The sequence below is a fragment of the Paraburkholderia bryophila genome (genome assembly GCF_013409255.1).
Taxonomy (GTDB): domain Bacteria; phylum Pseudomonadota; class Gammaproteobacteria; order Burkholderiales; family Burkholderiaceae; genus Paraburkholderia.
In genome coordinates, this window is record NZ_JACCAS010000002.1 from 1,162,755 (window position 1) to 1,182,978 (window position 20,224).

Sequence of the window (20,224 nt, forward strand, 5' to 3'; positions counted from 1 at the left end):
TGCTCAATTGCTGTGAGTAAGACGCCGTTGCCACGCCAGCAACAGCAGATTGACGAGCGTCGCGAAGACGAACAGCATCAGCGCGAGCGCCATGATCGTGCTGGTTTCGCTGCGATTCATCGCAATCATCAGCATGTGGCCGATACCGCTTTGCGACGCGAACATCTCGCCGATCAGCGTGCCGAGCAGCGTCAGCGAAAAGCCGATCCGCAGGCCGGCGACCACTTCCGGCACACAGGCGGGCAGCAGGATGCGACGCGCGAAAGCGACCGGACTCAGCCGGTACGTTCGTGCCGCGCGCGTGTAAATGGGCGGCAGGTTACGCACGGCGTTCATCGTGAAGATCGTGATCGGTACGATGCCGTGCATCACGCCGAACACAATCTTGGCCCACAGGCCCAAGCCGAACGCGAGCAGCACGACCGGATACAGCGTGACTTTGGGAATCGAATAGAAGCCCATCATCAGCGGCTCCATCACGTCGCCGGCCAGCTTGCGCGCGCCGAGCAGCATGCCGAGGCACACCCCGCAGACCGCCGAGATCAGAAATGCCGAGCCGAACGCGAACGCGGTCACGTACAGACTCGCCGGGAAATCCGGGTCGCTGACAATGTGAACCGCGCGGACCAGCGTGCGCCACGGCGTGGTGAGCACGTCCGGACCCAGCATCTCGCTCGATACCTGCCACAACACGGCCAGCACGACCAGCAGCACAACGCCGTCGAGCCAGCGTCGCGCGTGCCGCGGTTTGATGGTGTGCGCAACGACGATCGTGCTCATGCCACCTCCCTGCGAATCCGCCGGTACAGGCGTGCTTCGGCCGAACGTAGCAGCGCGTTGACGGTGCCGACGAACAGCAGCATCAGCACCATCAGGCCGTACATGGTCGGGTTGTCGAAGTTGTTGTACGCAAAGGCGATCTGGTAGCCGAAGCCCGAACCCGACAAGACGAATTCCCCGGCCACGACGGCGATAAATGCGTACACGACCGTCAACTTGATGCCGGTAAACACAAACGGCAAACTCGACGGCAACGTGATCAGCCGAATTTCATCGAACGTATTCAGACGGCACACGCGGGCCGTACGCAGCAGCACACGCGGCACGCGCTCCAGACCGTTGAGCGTATTCACCGCCATCGCGACCACCGCGAACAGAAAGCCGATGCCCACCAGCGGCCAGCGATTCAGGCCGAGCAGCACGATCAGGATCGGATAGAGCACGAACACCGGCACCGCGTAATACGACAGCAGCAGCGGGTCGAGCACACGCCGCACGCGCGGCAACCGGAACAGCAGCACGCCGCCGACAAAACCCACCACCACCGCCAGCGCCACCGCGAGCAACGCGCTGCCGAGGGTTTGCAGAATGTCCGACGTGTATTCGCCGGATACCAGCAGTTGCACGGCGCTCACGATCATCCGTGAAGGCGGAATGAACGAGACCGGATTGATCCACGCGGCGCGGCTCGCGATCTCCAGCAGCACGATCAGCCCGACAATCAGGCCGAGCCGCCAACGCACGGCCGTATTCATTGCTGGCTCCCGAGTGCTTTGAGCGCTTCTTCGCGCAGCAAGCCCCACACCTGCGCGGTCAATTCGCCGAAGCGCGCGTCGAGCGCCGTCGTGCTGTCGCGCAGACGCGGCCAGCCGGTGTCGATCGTCGCAATGAAACGGCCTGGACACGCCGACATCACGCCGATGCGGTCGGACAGCAACACGGCTTCGTCGATCGAGTGGGTGATCAGCAGCACGGTCGCGCCGGTGTCGCGCCATAGCTTCAGGGTTTCGTCGCCCATCAGCAGACGGGTTTGCTGATCGAGCGCGCCGAACGGTTCATCGAGCAACAGCAGGCGTGGCCGCACCACCATCGCTCGCGCGATGCAAACCCGTTGGCGCATACCGCCCGACAACTGCGCGGGGTAAGCGCTCGCAAACCGCTTGAGTCCCATGAAGGACAGCGCGTGGTCGACCCGCTCGCGCACTTCCGCCTCGGCGACGCCGGCCTGACGCGCAGCGAACGCGGCATTGTCGAACACGTTGAGCCACGGAAAACTCGCGTCTTCCTGGAACACCACGGCGACCCCGTCCGGCACTTCCGCGCCGACCGGCTTGCCTTCGAATGTCACGGTTCCGCCGCTGGCGGGATTCAGACCGGCCAGCACGTCGAGTAGCGTGGACTTGCCGCAACCCGATGGTCCCACCACGGAGAAGAACTCGCCCGCACGCAATTCGAGGCTCACTGGGCCAAGCGCGTGAAACGGCGGCTTGCCGCCGGTGCCGGGATAGATTCGCGTGACGTCGGTGAGTGTGGCCTCGATGCGCTTGCCGTCGGGCGACAGCGCACTCGGCGCGACCACCGAGATATTGGCTTTCTGGCGGGATAATGCGCTCATCGCGACCTCACTTCTTGCTGCGCAAATCGGCCGGCAACATCGACTCGTCGACGATCTTCGACCAATCGAATGGCCCTTCGGGAATGGCCTTGACCAGCACCAGGCCTTTGAGTACTTCGTCCATGCTCTTGTAGTCGAGACTGCCTTCGCTCCAGTACTTCGGATCGGCGTCGAGCACGTTGTTGATGGCCGACGCGGCGACCGCCGGGTCCATCTTGTACTCCTTGGCGAGGATCTGCGCGGCCTCGGCGCGATGCGCGGCCATGTAGATCACCGCCTTGCGGCGCGCCAGGATAATGCCGCGAATCACCTCGGGATGCGCCTTCAGATAATCGGTGCGGACAATCCCGACGGTCTGCGTTTCGTTCGGCACAACGTCGTTCGAACGAAACGCAATACGTAGGCCCTCTTTCTTCGCGCTATACGACGGCTCGGTCATGTAGCCGACGTCGACCGCACCCTGCTGAAGCGACGTGAGCATGCCGCTCGAACTGCCCACCGGTTTGCGCTGCACCTGGCCCAGCAGGCCGACGCGGTCGAGCGCGATCGTGGAGATCATGTCGGTCGTCGATTTGGGACTGCTGTAGCCGATCGTCTTGCCCTTCATCTGCTTGATGTTGGTGATCGAGCCGTTCTTCAGTTCAACCCACACGAGGTCGCCGAGACTCTGCACGCCGCCGTGCACGATCGTCAGATCGACGCCCTGTTTCACTGCGGCGATCGCTGCGGGCAACGCCACTTCGCCGTACGGAATGTCGGACGCCATCGCGTTGCGAATGCTGGTTCCACCGCCTTCCGACGTGATGAAACCGGTGACGTCGACTTTCTCTTCCTTGAAGAAACCTTTGTCCAGCGCAACCGCGAACGGCACCCCGTACATACCGTCGCCCCAATGCGTCACCGTCAGCGAACTGGCGTTGGCGCCGACGCTCGCAAGCGTCAGCGTCGCGCTCAGGCAGATACCCCGCACGACATTGCGAATCGCGTTCATGTGGTTCGTCTCCATCCACGATTGACGGTTGAGTGCCCGTCATTTTCGTTATGCCGCCGCGCGCCGTGGCGCCGGCGACGGGTCAGAAAACGGCATCGTCAAGTCGACTTCCGCCGCTCACCGTGTAAGTTAATGTATGCATTAAATCGTTAAAAGTACAGAACATCGGCACGGGAAAACGGTTGGGTTTACCCGTTACGCCGACACGAATTCGTCTGTTTTAAAGGGTTTTTCAAGCCTGATGAATGCCGTGTTGCTGCAGCACCGCAGTCTGCTCGCGCCAGCCGCGTTCGCGATGAAGACGGTATAAACGGCTTGCCCGCGCTGCATCGCCGCGACGGATCGCTTCGATGATTTCGTAATGCTCGGCAATCGATTTTTTGGGCTGGGGATGCGGCCGCAACTGTTGCGTGAAGCGCCGCACGCGATGCACCTGATCGCGGCAATTCATCACGACCTGCGCGAGTCGCGCGTTGCCGCCGAGTTGCACGAGTGCCTCGTGGAAGGCTTCGTCGGCGGCGGCCCAAGCTTGCATGTCTTGCGTGGCGAGCGCGTCGGTCATCTGCTGGCAGGCGTTGTCGAGCGGACTCAGGTCGACGCCGCCGCGCGCGGCCACCAACCCCGCTGCCGTCGATTCGAGGCTGATCAGCACCTGGTAGATATGGCTGATATCGGACACGGACGTCGGCACGATGTGAATGCCATGACGCGGCACGATCTCGACCAGCCCTTCGCCCTGCAGCCGGATCGCCGCTTCGCGGATCGGCGTGCGGCTCACGCCGAGCATTTGCGCGAGATCCTGTTCGAGCACGTAAGAGCCGGGCGTCAACTCGCTTTCTATGATTTTTTGCCTGAGGCTTTCGTAGGCGAGTTGCGATGAGTTGCCGTTGCGCGCTTCGGGTTGTGTGGCCGATTTGAGTTTTGGCACGACGCTCCTCCAGGCGGCGCCGAAGCGCACGCGGCTATCCGTCTATCCCGCACGGCGGTATGCGCAGCGTGCAGGCTATGACTGGCGCCGTGCGCAACGCGCGAACGTTTCGATGCTAGCATCGCGTGCCGTGCGGCGGCATGAAGGGAAACGCTTAATGCAATGCGTTCCGTCATGACGAACCGGCGGCGCGCATGGCGCATGGCAAACGCCAATCACCCACCGCGTAAATGCGCGACCAGCATGCGGCAAGCGACCGGCAGCGCCTCCAGCGAACGCACGGCTAACAGCAGATCGCGCTCCGCCCACGAATCGGTGAGCGTGACGATCGAGAAACCCAGCTTGGCCGCCTGCTCTTGCGCGATCGCACGCGGCATGACGCCGAGCCCGAGTCCCGCCGCAATCATCAGACATTGCGCGTCGTAGCTCGTCACCTGAATGCGAAGATTGACCGGGCGCGCGTGAGCGTGCGCCGCGCGGGTGAGTTGCTGACTGATCGCGGTATCGGGCGGCAGGCCGACGTATTCGAAGTCGAGCGTGTCCGCGAAGGCAATCGCCTCGTGATGCGCCAGCGCATGGTCGGCCGGCGTGACGAGCGTCAGGGAATCGCGGCGATAAGGGAACGTTTGCACATCATAGCCATGCGGCACGGACGTGAACACGCCGATATCCGCCGCGTTATCGGCGACGGCTTTCACCACCCCAGTACTGGGCTTTTCTTCGAGCTGGATCTGAATCCGCGGATGCTGCGCGGCAAACGACTGGATCTCGCGCGGCAGGAACTGCACGACCGACGACACATTCGCCGCCAGCCGGATCAGCCCGCTGACGCCGCTGGCGTAATCGCGCATCTGCACGGCAATGTCGTCGAGTTCATGCAGTGCGCGGTGCGCCAGCGCGACCAGCCGCTCACCGGCAGCAGTCGGCATCACGCCTTTGTTGGTGCGCCGTAGAAGCGCCACGCCCAGCGTCGCTTCGATCTCGCTGATGCGTTTGCTGACGGCCGCCGCCGCAATATGTTCGCGCTGCGCCGCGGCCGCGATGGTGCCGGTTTCAGCAACGCTGACAAACAGCCTGAGCGAAAGCGGATCGAGTGTCGGCATGACGTCCCGCAGCAAGTAGCCGAGTTCGCCGATGGATTCGGCGCCCCTCGGCACAGCGTGTACGTGTCACCGCAACTGGCACGTTTTCCCGCCATCGTGGCTCGCGATGACGGCATGGTCAAGCAATGCTTTGCACGGGAACGCGGCCTGGCAACAATGACATTGACCGGCGGCCTCGTTCGAGGCAAACCGCGCGAAAGGAGACAGCGATGCAAACCGCGACCCACGCAAAGATCAAGGTGTTCTGGCAACCCGGCTGTTCGTCGTGCTTACGCACCAAGGAGTTTTTGACGAAGCAGGGCATCGAATTCGAATCGATCGACGTGCATAACGATCCGGACGGCGCCGAGCAACTGGCCGCGCTGGGCGCGCGTAGCGTGCCCGTGGTCGCGCTCGGCGGCAAATACACGTTCTGTCAGTCGATCAACGACGTCATCAAGTTTCTGGATCTGAAGACGAAAATCATGACGCCGCTGCCGCCGGCGGAACTGGTCAGCCGCCTCGAACTCGTGCTCGAATCGAACGCGCGTTATACGCGGCAATTCAGCGGCGCCGCGTATCGAGAGCCGTTCAGGAATCGCAACCGGACGCCGGCCGGGCTCACGTTTCACGTCTTCCGCGTGGCCGAGATGGGTATCGAGGCCGCGCAGCAGATCGAATTGCGATTCGAAGGATTCGACGAAGTGCCGCCCGCCGAATGGGGACCGCAGGAGATTGCCGCATGGGGCGACAGCGTGAGGGCACGCTTGCGCGCGTGGTGGCAGGCTGAAACGGATCGCTCTTTGAGCTACGACGTGCCGACTTACTATGGACGGCGGCCCATGCATGAAGTGCTGGAGCGCACCGCATGGCACAGCGCGCAACACACGCGGCAGGTCATGCTGATGCTGGAAAGCGAAGGCGTGGCGGTCGACCGGCCGCTGACGGCTCAGGATCTGGCCGGCTTGCCGCTGCCGGATGAAGTGTGGGACCGATAACGGCAATCCGGCCTGTCGGGGTGGTGCGGCGCGCAAAGCGCCGCATTGAGAGCGTGACGGAGTTTCGCAAGCGGCTCATAAACTGAACCCCTCTTTCGCGTCTGCGTGGCAGAATCGCCTTCAATCCGTCGGCGAGACAGAAACACATGACCACGCTGCGCGAAAAATCCACCGACTCGGTGTATCAACAGCTACGCACCAAAATTCTCAGCAATGAGTTTCGTCCCGGCATGCAGTTGCTGGAACGCGACCTCGTCAGTCTGTTCGGTGTGAGCCGCACGCCCGTGCGGGAAGCACTCGTGCGTTTGCAGAAGGAAAACCTGCTGCAGATCGTGCCGCGCCATGGCATTCGCGTGCGTCAGGTGTCGCTCGCGGATATCGAGGAAATCAACCAGGTGCAGACCAGCCTCGAAGCGACCGCTGCCGGCATTGTCGCGGCAGCAACGCTGCGCGCCAAAGACCTCGCGCCCTTCGATCAGGCCTGCAACGCCATGGAGCGGGCGCGCGAGAAAAACGACCTCGCCGCCTGGTCCACCGCCGACGAAGCCTTTTACGCGCATCTGCTGAAGTTGGGCGGCAATCCTCGGCTCACGCAGATCGTCAATGAATGCTGGGATCAGATTCGACGCGTGCGCGACCTCACGTTGCGTCTGACCGGGTTGGCCGATCTGCCGGTGGCGCAACATCGGGCGATCGTGGACGCGATCCGCGCCGGCGACGGCGCGACAGCCGAACGCCTGTGCCGCGACTATCGCGCGAGTTGCCTGCAGTTCGAGATCGATACGTTGCGGCGATTCCGCATTCTCGAAGTGTGAACGGTGGCAAACCGAATCGACGCAAACACAAACGCCAACGCCAACGCGCCCGTGCCGGCCTGGCGAACGAATGTCCGCACGCGGCGACGCCCGCCGCCTCCCACTCACCTATCATGCTTATGAACGCCTCGCCCATTCAGATAGGCACCATTTCATGATCGCAGCGTCAATTGCAGCGCCCCCCAACGTCCCCAGCGGACAACTCCTGCCGTTCCGCGAATCGTTGCTGGCCATGCTCGGCATCTCGTTCGTCGCGATGCTGGTCGCGCTGGATCAAACCATCGTGGGCACCGCGCTGCCGCGCATCGTCGCGGAGTTGAAGGGCTTCGACCTGTACGCGTGGGTCGCGACGTCTTACATGCTGGCCTCCGTCATTACGATTCCGATCTTCGGGCGACTCGGCGATCAGTTCGGCCGCAAACCCTTTCTGATCGCCGCGATCATCCTGTTCACCGGCGCTTCCGTGTTGTGCGGGCTCGCCAGCAGCATGCTGCTGCTCGTCATGTCGCGCGGCCTGCAAGGGATCGGCGGCGGCATTCTGATCGGCACGGTGTTCGCCACCGTCGCCGATCTGTTCCCCGATCCGAAACGACGGCTGCGCTGGCTGGTGTTCGTCACGTCCTCGTTCGGCGTGGCCAATATGGTGGGGCCGTCGCTCGGCGGCATGCTGACGCAATACGGCGGCTGGCGGCTGGTGTTCTTCGTCAACGTCCCCGTCGGGTTGGTCTCGCTGCTGTTCGTACAGCGCTTTCTGCCGCCCTTGCATGAACTGCGCCGCAAAGGCCCGGTCCGGCTCGACTGGCTCGGCGCGTGCATGCTCGCGCTCACGTTCGGCGCGCTGCAACTGCTGATCGAAATGTTTCCCAAGCATGGCCTCGACGCGACGACGATCGTGCTCGGCGCGGTGGCGGCAAGTTGCGCGCTGATCCTGTGGCTGTGGGAACGCCGCGTCGGCTATCCGATCGTGCCGGTGGATATGCTGATGGACCGCAAGCTGTCCGCGCTGTTCGCCATGTCGGTGCTCGGCGGCTTCGCGCTGTTTTCGCTGGTGTTCTATGTGCCGCTGCTGTTTCAAGGCGGCTACGCGATGTCCGCGCACGACTCGGGCATGCTGATCACGCCGCTGCTGCTGGGCACGACGATCGGCAGCGTGGTCAACAACCGGATCGTCACACGAATCCGCCGCGCGAACGGCATTATGTATGTGGGCTTTGCGCTGTCCGCGCTGGCTTGCCTCAGCGTGGTCGCGCTGCACGGCAACGAGCCGCATCTGGTGTGGATGTCGTGCATGGGCATCAGCGGACTCGGCCTCGGCCTGGTCGCCACCAGCCTGACGGTCTGTTCGCAACAGATCGTCGCGCGCGATCACGTCGGCGCGGCGACCGCGCTGCTGCAGTCGCTGCGGACCTTCGGCGGCATGCTCGGCACGGTGATGACCGGCGCGCTGCTCGGCCATCTCTACTCGCGCGGCGTCCATCGTTCGCTCGATTCGTATCAGGCGACGCAGTGGTTCAAATCGTTCGCCAGTCCGGAGTTGCTGGTGGATCGCGCGGAACAGGCCGCGTTGATCAACCGGCTGGTCAGCGCCGGTCACGCGGGCGACGCGATGATGAATTCCGCCCGCGACGCCCTCGTGCAGTCGATTCACATCGGCATTCTGGTTGCCGGCGCTGCCGCGCTGGTCGGCCTTTGCCTCGCCTGGTTCGTGCCGCCGGTGCGGATCAGCTATCCGGAAAGCGCCCTCGCGACGGACGACCCAACGCCCGACGCCCCTCCTCCCGTGCCGCGCAGCGCGCTCTGAACGCCCACTGCGGCAGGCGTCGACATTCTTCTTGCGTTCTGTATCAGTCGATATATAATCCATTTCTATATCGATTGATACAGAATTTTGTTGGCTACGCAGGAAGGATCTTTGCCATGGCACGACCCCGCAGTTTCGACGAATACGAGGTGCTCGAAGCGGCCACGGCTGCGTTCTGGAGCAAGGGCTACGAGGCCACCTCCACGCGCGACCTGGTCAAGTCGACCGGACTGACACAGCCCAGCCTGTACAACGCATTCGGCGACAAGCGTGGTCTGTATCTGCGCGCGCTCGAACACTATCTGGAACACACGCTACGCGAGCGGATCAACCGGCTGGAAACCAGCATGACGGCGGCGCAGCGCGTCACGATGTTCTTCCACGAAATCATCGAGCGGGCAATTGCCGATCCCGACCAACGGGGTTGCATGCTGGTCAATTCGGCGCTGGAAACCACGTCTGACGATCAAGCGTTCCGCGCCACCGTCGCCGCCGAACTCGACGAGATTCAGGCGTTTTTTCGGCGCTGTGTGGCCGAGGCTCAACAAAGCGGCGAGATCGCGACCACCGTCGCAGCGGACGACGCCGCGGCTCATCTGCTCGCCACGTTGATCGGCATCCGGATTCTCGCGCGCGTCAAACCGCAACGCGCGCAGCTCGTCGCGGCGATCGCGCCGGCGCTAATGCTGCTCGGCCTGCCCGCGCTACCGGAGCTATCCGTGCCAGCCGCGCAAGGCAGCTCCGGCTAAGCCCCACGCGCCGCACGCGGCGCCTCCTCTCTCGCAGATTTTTGTTTCCCACCGACATCCGGTCGCTGCGCTATGCGCGCACCGGTAAAGGAACCGTCATGTCCGCAGTTCCCGCTTTAACGCCTGAAAACACGCCCTCACTCGATACCCGCGCGCTGTTCGCGACGCTCGCGGGGTTGTGCGGGAGTCTCGTCGCGATCGGGCTTGCGCGATTCGCCTACACGCCGCTGATTCCGTCTTTGATCCAGGCGCACTGGTTCACGTCGTCGCAAGCCGTGACGCTCGGCGCGGCGAATTTCGCCGGCTATCTGGTGGGCGCGTTGATCGGCCGTCCGCTGGCGTCCGCACTGTCGAATCGCAGCGCGTTGCGTTTGCTGATGGTGATCGTCACCGCCGCATTCTTCGCCTGCGCGTATCCGCTTTCGATTAGCTGGTTTTTCGGCTGGCGTCTGCTGTCGGGCATCTCAGGCGGCGCGATCATGGTGCTGGTGGCCACGTCGATTCTTCCGCATATTCCCGCGCCACGTCGTGGCTTTGTTAGCGGCATGATCTTTCTCGGGCTGGGCCTCGGCATCGCGGCATCCGGCACGCTGATTCCCCAGTTGCTGCACTTCGGTTTGCAAACCACATGGATCGGCCTCGGCGTCGTCGCGCTGGTGTTGACCGCGGTGAGCTGGTTCGGCTGGCCGTCGACCAATCCGCCCGCGCCGGTGGCGTCGTCCGCCGCACATCATGCCGCGCGCCCGCATGATTTGACGCTGCGCGTGTTGTACGCGCAATACGCGGCGAACGCGCTCGGACTCGTCCCGGCGATGGTGCTACTGGTGGACTACGTGGCGCGCGGCCTGGGACGTGGCGCAGCGATCGGCGCCGACTACTGGGTGTTGTACGGCGTGGCGGCGATCGTCGGGCCAGTGCTCTGCGGCAACGTGGCCGATCGTATCGGCGCGGGCAAGGCCTATCGGCTCGCGCTGCTTCTGCAAGCATTAGCCGTCGCGATGCTGGCGCTGTCGGGTAGCACAGTGGCCTTGGTCATCGCGACGGTGATTCTCGGCATCTTCACGCCTGGCATCGTCACGCTGGCACTCGGCCGCATTCATGAACTCGTGCCGCACGACCACACCGAACAGCGTGCCGCATGGAGCCGCGCGACGACCGCCTTCGCCCTCTTTCAGGCGCTCGGCGGCTATGGGTACTCGTATCTTTTCGCGCACTCGCATAACAATTACGCGCTGATTTTCATCTGCGGTGCGGTAGCGCTCGGCGTTGCGTTCGTCGCCGATCTGGCGGTGGCTCGCGTCGGCGCGCTACGGCCTGCACACGGGTAAGCGGATTACGCGGGTTTAAAACGTTCTCGACACCACTCTCCGCCTGGGCATGCGGTTTGCTGGATAGGGACATCGATCTGCCGATCGCGAACCCTTCTCACGATGGGCGCTGCGTGGCTAGCGTGACGGCAGATCCTGTCAACCCAAGCGGAGGTTATTAATATGTTGGGAACTATTCTTCTGATTGTGCTGATTCTTCTTCTCATTGGTGCGTTTCCGACCTGGCCGCATAGCCGCTCGTGGGGCTACGCGCCGACAGGTGGTATCGGTGTCGTGCTGATCGTCATCATCGTGTTGCTCGTGGCGGGTGTGATATAGCCTCGGCAGATTGAAGCACCGGGTTCCTTCGTTCACTTTCGTTCAAACCGAACCTTGAACCGGGCCGGCCGCCGGATATCGATGCAGTTCGCTGCTCGGTTATCCGGCGGCTTCGTTATGTCGACGGTTGCCGTTTATTCAAGTTTGTCACGCTTGTCACGCCGGAGAATGCGATGGAAAAGTTACTCGCGAATCAGGTCGCTCTGATCACCGGCGCTAGCTCCGGTATTGGTTACGGTGTCGCGAAAGCGCTGGCGGATGCCGGCGCCGCTGTCGTGCTGAACTACCACTCGCATGCCGATGCGGCGCAGCAACTCGCCGACGAGATCGAGCGGGCAGGTGGGGCAGCGCTAGCGGTTCAAGCCGATGTGGCCGACCCCGCTCAAGTCGACACTATGTTCGACACCTGCCGCGCGCGCTTCGGGACTGTCGATATCGTGATCGCGAATTCGGGCGTGCAGAAAGACAGCGCGTTTGCCGACATGACGCTACAAGATTGGCAAACAGTACTGGCAACCAATCTGACCGGGCAATTCCTGACCGCGCAAGCCGCCGTGAAGGAATTCCGGCGACGCGGACCGCACGACGTATCCAAAGCGCTGGGCAAGATTATCTGCATGAGCTCCGTGCACGAAGTGATTCCGTGGGCGGGACATGTGAACTACGCGGCGTCGAAAGGGGGCATTCAGATGTTCATGAAATCTCTCGCGCAAGAGGTCGCGCCCGAACGGATTCGCGTCAACTCCATTGCGCCCGGCGCGATCCGCACGCCAATCAATAAAGACGCGTGGGACACCGAGGCCGCGCGCGAGAAGCTGCTGAAATTGATTCCGTACGGCCGTGTGGGCGACGTGGAGGATATCGGCAAGGCCGCTGTCTGGCTCGCGTCGGACGACAGCGATTACGTGGTCGGCACGACGTTGTTCGTCGACGGCGGCATGACGCTTTATCCTGGCTTTGCGGATAACGGATAGCGGATAGCGGCTGACGGTTACGCGCCTTGCGCTTCGTCGCCGTTGAGCAGTTGTTCGAACAGGTCCGCGCCGCCCATCTGACCGCCTTTGAGCATGATCTCCATGCCGTCGAGTTCCGCGCGATCGGCATGCAGACGGCACACCGTGACACCGGCCGACAAGGGCGCGAGATACGATAAACCCCATGCGCCGAGCGCACGCACGGCGAAGCTTGATGTGTCGCCGCCGGCGATGCCGATGCGCTGCAGGCGCACGGCGCTGAGGACTTGTTGCAGGAGGATCGCGCAGGCATCGGCGAGTTGGGGGAGCGCGCCTTCGGCGGATGCGGATGCGGATGCAGCTACATGCGCACTCGCATTGGCACTCGCGTCGGCATTCATCTTCGTCTCATGATCCGCGCCGCGCGCCGCTCGCCGCTTCGTGAAGGCGAGCACATTACGCCCATCACGCAACGAACCTGCTATCGCTTCCACACGTGTCGCCAGATACGCGGCGGCATCGTCTCCGGTCATTTGTAACGGGTCCAACTCGACGCGCGAATAAGATCGCGCAGCCTCGATCTGTAACTCGGTCAACGGCGACAAACTGCCCGCCAACACGAACACGGGACCACGCGCGCGCGCCAGCCCGACAGGTTCGCTTGCCGTTGCGGACCGACACGCGTCACCGCGCGCCAACGCATACGCTTGCGCGACACTGCTCGCGCCAACCGCCAGCAGCGGCGCCGACGTCGCGGCGTAACACGAGATCAGATCGCCAATCGCTTGCAGATGCGACTCGTCGAGCACATCGAACAGCACGGCGTCCGGTTTTGAATCGAGCCGAAGCCGCACATCGGATTCCAACGCAGCAGCGCCCGCCGCATAACTCCGCCAGTCGATCGATTGCACATTCTCCAATCCTTGACGCTGCAGATGCACGCGCAAATCCGCTTCGTGCATCGGTGTCACCGGATGGCGGCTCATGGTCGGATGACGGTCTATCCGGTAGACCGCCTGCCGCGCATCGTCGGCGCCGGCCGCCGCGAATAACTCGCCAAACACGCAGTAGCGCCGCAAATCCGGCTGCCCGCCGACCACCGCGACCAGTTCATTCGCGCAGTACTCGCGGAGCGTGCGAATCGCCACGCCGATGCTGCCGGTCTGCGGCGCGCTATCGAAGGTCGAGCACACTTTGTAGTGCATCACGCGCACACCGAGGCTCGCGAATGCCGCACCGACACGGGCAAGTTCACGTTGCTGCGCGGAGGGCGCCATGGTCCGCGCCGCGCCCGCGACACCGAGCGCGTCGAGCGAACCCAGCCGCGACAGACGCGCGGCATCCGGCGGCTCGAAAAACAGCATCGTTCGCAAACCGGCGCGGGCGAGATGCGCGAGCGTGTCGGTCGCGCCGGTGAAATCGTCGCCGTAAAACGCGTAGTTCGGCCCATCGTTGCGCGGCAAGTAGCTCATGTTCTCTATGCCCTTATCCGTTTCGATGTGCCGCTCACGCGCGGCCGCCGAAAAACTGCAACGCACGCCGCAGTTCCGGCATGTGTTCCGCGTACACCGGCAACGGCGTGCCGGCCTGCACTGCGGCCCACGCCTGGCGCACGCTCGTTACGCCCGCGGCGGGGCCATCCGGATGCGCGAGAATGCCGCCGCCCGACATGAACAGCAGGTCGGTGGAACGCACCGCGTCGAACGTCGCCTCCGCGGTGCCCGCCCATTGGCCCGATGAAAACGCCGGCAGCACCACGTCGTCGTAGCCAGACGCGAGCGGCGTCGCGCAGTCGCGTGCCGACTCGATCACCTCGGCGTCGCTCTGCGCGAATTTGCCGGCCAACCCGTGTACGTGCATGTGATCGACGCCCGTCAAACGCCACAGCGTTTGATACGCCTGAAACGACATGCCGAGCGCCGGATCGCGCGACATCATGCCGTAGCCGTTGCGATGCGCGTGGAGCACCAACGGCGTGGCGCGGCGCAGCGTCTGGATCGCCGAAAAGCCGCACCAGTTGATGCTCACCATCACACAACTGCCGCCTTCCTGTTCGACCAGATCGGCGTGACGGCGCATGGCGTCGAGGTCGTCGGTGATATTGAACGCGACCATGACCGGGCGGCCGCTGCGCTCGCGATAGCCGCGCACTTCGGCCATCACCGCCCGCACGCGCTCCGCGAGCGGCGCGTGCAGCGGGTTCGCGCAGACCTCATCGTCCTTGATGAAATCGACGCCCGCTTCGCAAAGCTCGCGCACCAGCGCCGCCGTTTCCGCCGCGCTTAAGCCGACGTTCGGTTTGATGATCGTGCCGATCATCGGTCTGTCGCGCACCTCTGTCAGCGCGCGCGTGCCCTTCACGCCATGCCGCGGCATTTCAAAACGCACGCGATAGACGGCCGGCAAACGCAGTGATAACAGGCGCATGCCGGTCACTTCGCCGAGGTCGTACAGATTGCCGGCGACAGTCGCAGCCAGCGTCGGCAGATTCGCGTCGATATTGGCCAGCGGGAACGACAGCGTGACGCGCGCGCGCCGCCACGGTCCGTTGGTGCGCTGGCGCGCGAGCCACGCGTTCGGCAAGCTCGGTTGCTGAGCAGCGTCGAGTTCTTCGATGCGCAGCACGGTCGCGCGGCTGCGAGCGCGCAGCGCGTCGGATTCGTTGGCCACGCGCACGAAAGTGCCGCTCGACTGCTCGCCGGCCATCACGTCGGCGACGCGCGAGGGATCGAGCGGCGTCTCGATCAGATAGTCGGCTTCGAGTACATCGTCGCCGGTCTGCCGTTGCGGCGCGGCGTTCATAGCGTGCCCAGATCGGGAAAACGGCGCACCGGATCGCTGCCGTCCCAGTCACGGGACGCCGCGTAGATCATGTCGAACAGTTTCCCTTTCGGCCCGGCGATCTCCGACAATTCGATCACGGTGCCCGGATGGTTTTCCGTGTCGAAGTAAACGAACCGGCCGTTGCGCCCCACTTCGCCGCTCATCGCGACTTTGAAGCCCTGCTCCCGCAGGCGCGCGAGATCCGCGTCGAACGAGGTGGTCCAATACGCGTTGTGCTGCAAGCCCGTGTGACCCGCGGCGAGAAAGTCGCGATACATCGACGGTGCGTCGTTACGTGTCTGGATCAATTCGACCTGCAACGGCCCCGAGTTCGCCAACGCGACCGAGTTATGCACCTCGTAAGTTTGGCCGCGATACGTGTAGTTTTCGATCGGCACGCGTTCGTTGTAGAACCAGGGGCCGACGCCGAGCACGCGGCTCCAGTAGTCCATTGCGGCTTCGATATCGCGGACCACGTATCCCGCCTGACGAATTTCGCCAAAGAAACGACTCATATAGCTCTCCCAAAGCGCCAGGATTGAAAAGACGAGCGACACCCCGGCGCGGCGATCGACGCAGCGCCCGTAGGTCGAACGTGTAGAGAAAACTTAGAGAAACCCGATCGATATCCAGGGAATCGCCGCGACCAGAATCAAGCCGACGATTAGTGCGCCCATATAGCCGACAATCGGACGAATGCCTGTGTCGGGATTGACCTTGCTGATCGCGCACGCCGAGTAATAACCGACGCCGAACGGCGGGGAAAACAGGCCCACGCCCATCGACAGAATCACGACGATCGCGTAGTGCACCTCGTTGACCCCGGCGAGCCGCGCGATCGGGAACAGCAGCGGCCCGAACAGCACAATCGCGGGAATCCCTTCAAGCACGCTGCCGAGCATCACGAACACGACGATCGACACCGCGAGAAAACCGTACGCGCCGCCGGGCATGGCGCCCATCCATTGCGCGAGGTCCTGCGAAAAGCCGGATTGCGTGAGCGCCCACGCCATCGCGGTCGCGCATCCGATGATGAACAGAATCGCCCCCGACAAAGTTGCGGCGTCCACCAGCATGCGGCCAAGCCGCCGCCATTCGAACCGGCGATAGATCAGCACGCCGACCAGCATCGAATAGGCAATGCCGATGGTCGACACCTCGGTTGCGGTCGCAATACCTTCCACCACCGCCATGCGAATCACGAACGGCAACGCCAGCGCCGGCAACGACACAAGGAACAGCCGCCCAATCTGCACCCGCGTGAACCGCTGCGCGCCGCTCAGATCTTCCTTGCGGTAACGCCACCACACCACGGCGCACAGAATCAGCGCGAGCACCGCACCCGGCAGCATGCCCGCCGTGAACAGCGCCGAGATCGACAAACCAGTGACCGAGCCGATCGTGATCAACACGATGCTGGGTGGAATCGTTTCGCTTTGTGCGCCGGTCGTGGCGAGCAGCGCGACCAGATCGCCTTCGGAGGCGCCGCGTTTTTTCATCTCGGGGAACAGCACCGGCGCGATCGCCGCCATGTCCGCCACTTTCGAACCGGAGATGCCGGACACCAGATACATCGCGCCGATCAGCACGAACGACAACCCGCCATGCACATGACCGACGAGGCTCGCGAGGAATTCGATCATCGCGCGCGCCATGCCGGTCATTTCGATCAGCAGGCCGAGAAACACAAACAGCGGCACCGCCAGCAACACGAGATGCGACATGCCCTCGTCCATGCGGCCGACCATCACTTCGAGCGGCGTAAAGGTCGAGAGACCGAGATAGCCGAAGGTGGCAAGCGCGAAGGAGAACCCGATCGGCACACCCGAGAAAATCCCGATCGCCACGACGCCGACGAAAAAAATCACGAGGTTGGTCTTGCCCAGGGTCTGGAACCACGGGCCGGCGAACACCGCCACCGCGCCAAGCACCGCCGCGATGGCGAGCACGATGAGTACGTCGCGCATTCGACTCAGCTGCGCGAGACGAAGCAGGCCGACCAGCAGCATGAGCGCCGCGCCGATGGGCAACGCGAGCGCGCGCCACGCGTTGCTGATCTGCAAAGCGGGCGTCACGATCGCGGCCTCGCCGGACGCGTAGTCATAGGCCGGTGCGATCAATAGCGCCAGCAACGCAACCGACGCCGCGATCGCCAGCGTATCGACGAATGCGCGCCGCGACGGCGACAAGCGGCTGACCAGCGCCGTCATCCGCATATGTTCGCCGCGTCGCAACGCCAGCACGGCGCCGAGCATGGCGAGCCACAGAAACAGAATGCCCGCGAGTTCGTCCGACCAGACGAGCGGCTGATGCAGCACGTAGCGCCACACCACGCCCGCGAGCATGACGACGATTTCCATCGCCAGCAGCGCGGCCGCACAGACTTCGACGAGCGCGATCAAACCGCGATCGAAGCTTCGCAACCAGCGGCGCGGCGCGCTCGCCGCGTGCAACGGTACGTGCGCTTCCACTGGGTTCAACGCGTGATTCGACATCCTTGCGCCTCCTCGCGGGTGCTCGCCGCGCTTCGTCTTGTCACTGGGTGCTCATCGGTTTGCAGCACGCGCGTTCAGGCCAGCTTGCCGACCGACTGTTCGAGCAGGTCCCACGCCTGATCGCCGAATTTGCCTTTCCACTCGGCGTAAAAACCCGCCTGGCGCAATGCGGCACGAAACGTATCGGGCGCCGGACGATTGATCGCGAGGCCCTTGCTTTGCAGATCCGCGACGGCCGCGTCATTAAGCTTGCGCACGTCCTCGCGCTGGCGGAGCGCCGACTGATTGAACGCGTCGCTCGCAATGCCTTGCAGGTCTTTCGGCAAGCGCTGCCAAGCGCGCGGGTTCAGCACGAACCAGTAGCCGTCCCACATGTGATTGGTCAACGAACAGTACTTCTGCACTTCGTAGAGTTTCGCGACTTGCACGATCGGCAGCGGGTTTTCCTGCGCATCGACGATATGCGTTTGCAGCGACGAATAGACTTCGCTGAATTGCAGGCTGGTGGGCGACGCGCCGAGACCCTTGAACATGTCGATACTGAGCGGGCTCACCGGCACGCGAATCTTCAGACCGTGCATGTTTTGCGCACTCGTGATCGGCCCGGTGCTCGTGGTCGTCTGACGAAAGCCGTTGTCCCACATCTTTTCGAACGACTCGAGGCCGGCCTTCTGCATCGCCGCGCGCACGTACGCGCCGAGTTTGCCGTCCATCGCGCTCCACACCTGGTTGTAGTCGCTGAACGCAAAGCCGACGGCATTGATCGCGACGGACGGCGCGAGCGTCGACACCACCAGCGCCGACGGCGTGAACATTTCGATGCCGCCGCTGCGCACCTGCGCGAGCATGTCGGTGTCGCCGCCCAACTGGTTGTTAGGGAATATCCGGATCTCCATGCGCCCCTTCGACGCCTCGCGGATCTGATTGGCGGCCTCCTGCGAGCGCACGTTCAGAGGATGCGTGAGCGGCAGATTGTTGCCGTACTTGAACACGAATTCCGGGCCGGACGCCGCGCGCACGATCGCCGGAAAACCCAGTGCGCTGGCTAGCGGTACGGCGGCTGCGGCGCGCAGTACGGTGCGTCTCGCGAGGTTGGTCATTTGAGCGTCTCCTTGCTTATAATTGATGTGACGGTCGAATCCATCAAAAACCATCATCGTTCACGGCAACCGTTATTGGCATGACGGACTACGCTTTGATTTCGGGTCGGCGGCGTTCTGTCGTTGCGTGATAGCTGCAAGACTAGGCGTGCGCGGTAAGCGCTGTCAAACCGCGAACTTGATGGTTTTTGATTGACCTCTCACTGAAGGACTGCCATGTCCGAACCACTTCCTGGCGTTGACGCTAACTTCGCCGCACGCGCGCGCATTCCCGATATCGCGCGTGCCGCCGGGGTCTCCACCGCCACGGTGGATCGCGTGCTGAACGGTCGCGAGAACGTGCGCGCCGTCACTGCGCAACGTGTGCTGCAAGCGGCCGCGCAACTCGGCTATCTGCTCACGCCCAATGCGCCCGCCGTCACGGCATCGAAGCCCATGCGAATAGCGTTTCTGCTGCCCGCCGGCACCAATCGTTACCTGCACATGCTCGGCGACTACATCGACTTCGCGCACGATCAGTGGAACGCGCTCGATATGAAATGCCGAGTGCACTATGTGGAGAGTTTTAATCCGAAGGAACTGGCCGACCGTCTGTTGCATTACGGACAGCGCGCGGATGGCGTGGTGTTCATGGCGCTCGAACATCCGCAGGTGCGCGACGCAGTGAATACGCTCGCGGATCAGGGCGTGCCTGCCATCACGCTGATTTCGGATTTATCGAACGCGCGACGACTGGCTTATGTGGGTATCGACAACCGCTCGGCCGGGCGCACCGCGGCGCTGTTGCTGGGGCGTTTCATGGGGCCGAGACCGAGCGGCAAGATCGCGATGCTCGCGGGCAGTCTCAACTATCGCGGGCACGAAGAGCGCGAGATCGGCTTTCTGCATCTGATCGAATCGACGTTTCCTCAGGTACGCGTGATCGGACTGCGTGAGGGACACGACGATAGCGAGCGCAACTATATGCAGACGCGCAAGCTGCTGGAGCAGCATCCCGATCTCGCGGGCATTTATAACAGCGGCGGTGGGTCGGACGGCGTCGCGCGTGCGATTGTCGAAGCGCGTTCTGAACAGAAGATTCTGTTCGTCGGTCATGGCTTGACGCCGGATACGCGCGCGTTGTTGATCGATGGGACGATGGACGCGTTGATTACGCAAACCCCGCAGTCGATGGTGGGGAATTGTCTGCGGATTTTCCGCAACGTACGAGAGAAACGCGAGGCGATGCACGACGTGAAGCCGGTGCAATTCAGTATTGTTCTGCGGGAGAACTTGCCTTGACCTAGCGGCTGGGAGAAGCAACGCCAGCAAGGCCGGCACCGTCAAACGCAGGGTTGTATCAGGTCAGGCACGCGGGATGCTCAATCACCTTCGTATTCAAACTTCGATACAAAAGGAGATCACATCATGCCTTATCTTCTCGGCTGGCTTCTTGGCGTCCCGCTGAT

Annotated in this window: 19 protein-coding genes; 8 read left to right on the forward strand and 11 right to left on the reverse strand. The window is 63.2% G+C overall.

Annotation, left to right across the window (positions count from 1 at the left end; translation table 11 throughout):
• Positions 1-3: 3 nt before the first annotated feature.
• The 6 genes from GGD40_RS26375 to GGD40_RS26400 all read right to left on the reverse strand — a co-directional run bounded on the left by GGD40_RS26375 (position 4) and on the right by GGD40_RS26400 (position 5,417).
• Entirely contained in the window at positions 4-780 is a 777-nt protein-coding gene (locus GGD40_RS26375) for an ABC transporter permease (protein ID WP_035559859.1), read from the reverse strand.
• Complete coding sequence (locus GGD40_RS26380; RefSeq protein WP_179745629.1) at positions 777-1,535, reverse strand: ABC transporter permease; 759 nt, start codon at positions 1,533-1,535, stop codon at positions 777-779. Before GGD40_RS26380 ends, GGD40_RS26375 begins: the two co-directional genes overlap by 4 nt.
• Positions 1,532-2,395: an ABC transporter ATP-binding protein gene (locus GGD40_RS26385; RefSeq protein WP_035559865.1), complete on the reverse strand. Its 864-nt coding sequence runs from the start codon at positions 2,393-2,395 to the stop codon at positions 1,532-1,534. Before GGD40_RS26385 ends, GGD40_RS26380 begins: the two co-directional genes overlap by 4 nt.
• 7 nt (positions 2,396-2,402) lie before the next feature.
• Entirely contained in the window at positions 2,403-3,386 is a 984-nt protein-coding gene (locus tag GGD40_RS26390; protein WP_179745630.1) for an ABC transporter substrate-binding protein, read from the reverse strand.
• A gap of 232 nt (positions 3,387-3,618) precedes the next feature.
• Positions 3,619-4,314 carry a GntR family transcriptional regulator gene (locus GGD40_RS26395; RefSeq protein WP_373565365.1) on the reverse strand — a complete coding sequence of 232 codons (696 nt, stop codon included), beginning with the start codon at positions 4,312-4,314 and terminating at the stop codon, positions 3,619-3,621.
• A 215-nt stretch (positions 4,315-4,529) separates the two neighbouring features.
• Positions 4,530-5,417, reverse strand: a complete 888-nt coding sequence (locus tag GGD40_RS26400) for a LysR family transcriptional regulator (protein WP_179745631.1) — start codon at positions 5,415-5,417, stop codon at positions 4,530-4,532.
• A 209-nt stretch (positions 5,418-5,626) separates the two neighbouring features.
• Here GGD40_RS26400 and GGD40_RS26405 point away from each other — a divergent pair, with 209 nt between their 5' ends.
• The 7 genes from GGD40_RS26405 to GGD40_RS26435 all read left to right on the forward strand — a co-directional run bounded on the left by GGD40_RS26405 (position 5,627) and on the right by GGD40_RS26435 (position 12,379).
• Complete coding sequence (locus tag GGD40_RS26405; RefSeq protein ID WP_179711659.1) at positions 5,627-6,394, forward strand: glutaredoxin domain-containing protein; 768 nt, start codon at positions 5,627-5,629, stop codon at positions 6,392-6,394.
• A 146-nt stretch (positions 6,395-6,540) separates the two neighbouring features.
• A complete protein-coding gene (locus tag GGD40_RS26410) occupies positions 6,541-7,209 on the forward strand; it encodes a GntR family transcriptional regulator (protein ID WP_179745632.1) in 669 nt (222 codons plus the stop codon).
• Positions 7,210-7,363: 154 nt separating this feature from the next.
• Entirely contained in the window at positions 7,364-9,010 is a 1,647-nt protein-coding gene (locus tag GGD40_RS26415) for an MFS transporter (protein WP_179745633.1), read from the forward strand.
• 116 nt (positions 9,011-9,126) lie between these two features.
• Positions 9,127-9,759, forward strand: coding sequence for a TetR/AcrR family transcriptional regulator (locus GGD40_RS26420; RefSeq protein WP_179745634.1), 633 nt, complete (start codon positions 9,127-9,129; stop codon positions 9,757-9,759).
• Between the two features lie 98 nt (positions 9,760-9,857).
• Positions 9,858-11,087, forward strand: coding sequence for a YbfB/YjiJ family MFS transporter (locus GGD40_RS26425; protein ID WP_179745635.1), 1,230 nt, complete (start codon positions 9,858-9,860; stop codon positions 11,085-11,087).
• Positions 11,088-11,249: 162 nt separating this feature from the next.
• Positions 11,250-11,405: a DUF3309 family protein gene (locus tag GGD40_RS26430; RefSeq protein WP_035559900.1), complete on the forward strand. Its 156-nt coding sequence runs from the start codon at positions 11,250-11,252 to the stop codon at positions 11,403-11,405.
• Positions 11,406-11,578: 173 nt separating this feature from the next.
• On the forward strand, positions 11,579-12,379 hold the full coding sequence (locus GGD40_RS26435; protein WP_179745636.1) for an SDR family oxidoreductase: 801 nt from the start codon (positions 11,579-11,581) through the stop codon (positions 12,377-12,379).
• 17 nt (positions 12,380-12,396) lie between these two features.
• Here the strand turns inward: GGD40_RS26435 and GGD40_RS26440 are convergent, their stop codons facing one another.
• The 5 genes from GGD40_RS26440 to GGD40_RS26460 form a co-directional block, all read right to left on the reverse strand.
• A complete protein-coding gene (locus GGD40_RS26440; RefSeq protein WP_179747057.1) occupies positions 12,397-13,830 on the reverse strand; it encodes a four-carbon acid sugar kinase family protein in 1,434 nt (477 codons plus the stop codon).
• Positions 13,831-13,864: 34 nt separating this feature from the next.
• Positions 13,865-15,160 (reverse strand): ribulose-bisphosphate carboxylase large subunit family protein, encoded by a 1,296-nt coding sequence (locus GGD40_RS26445; protein ID WP_179745637.1) that lies wholly within the window; start codon positions 15,158-15,160, stop codon positions 13,865-13,867.
• The gene (locus GGD40_RS26450; protein ID WP_179711644.1) at positions 15,157-15,696 is read right to left on the reverse strand and encodes a VOC family protein; all 540 of its coding nucleotides are present in this window, start codon (positions 15,694-15,696) and stop codon (positions 15,157-15,159) included. Before GGD40_RS26450 ends, GGD40_RS26445 begins: the two co-directional genes overlap by 4 nt.
• Before the next feature lie 93 nt (positions 15,697-15,789).
• Positions 15,790-17,676, reverse strand: a complete 1,887-nt coding sequence (locus GGD40_RS26455; RefSeq protein ID WP_179745638.1) for a TRAP transporter large permease — start codon at positions 17,674-17,676, stop codon at positions 15,790-15,792.
• 74 nt (positions 17,677-17,750) lie between these two features.
• Positions 17,751-18,776 (reverse strand): TRAP transporter substrate-binding protein, encoded by a 1,026-nt coding sequence (locus tag GGD40_RS26460; RefSeq protein WP_176060593.1) that lies wholly within the window; start codon positions 18,774-18,776, stop codon positions 17,751-17,753.
• Between the two features lie 216 nt (positions 18,777-18,992).
• On the opposite strand from GGD40_RS26460, the gene GGD40_RS26465 reads away from it, so the two are divergent.
• Positions 18,993-20,057 (forward strand): LacI family DNA-binding transcriptional regulator, encoded by a 1,065-nt coding sequence (locus GGD40_RS26465; RefSeq protein WP_179745639.1) that lies wholly within the window; start codon positions 18,993-18,995, stop codon positions 20,055-20,057.
• Positions 20,058-20,224: the final 167 nt, after the last annotated feature.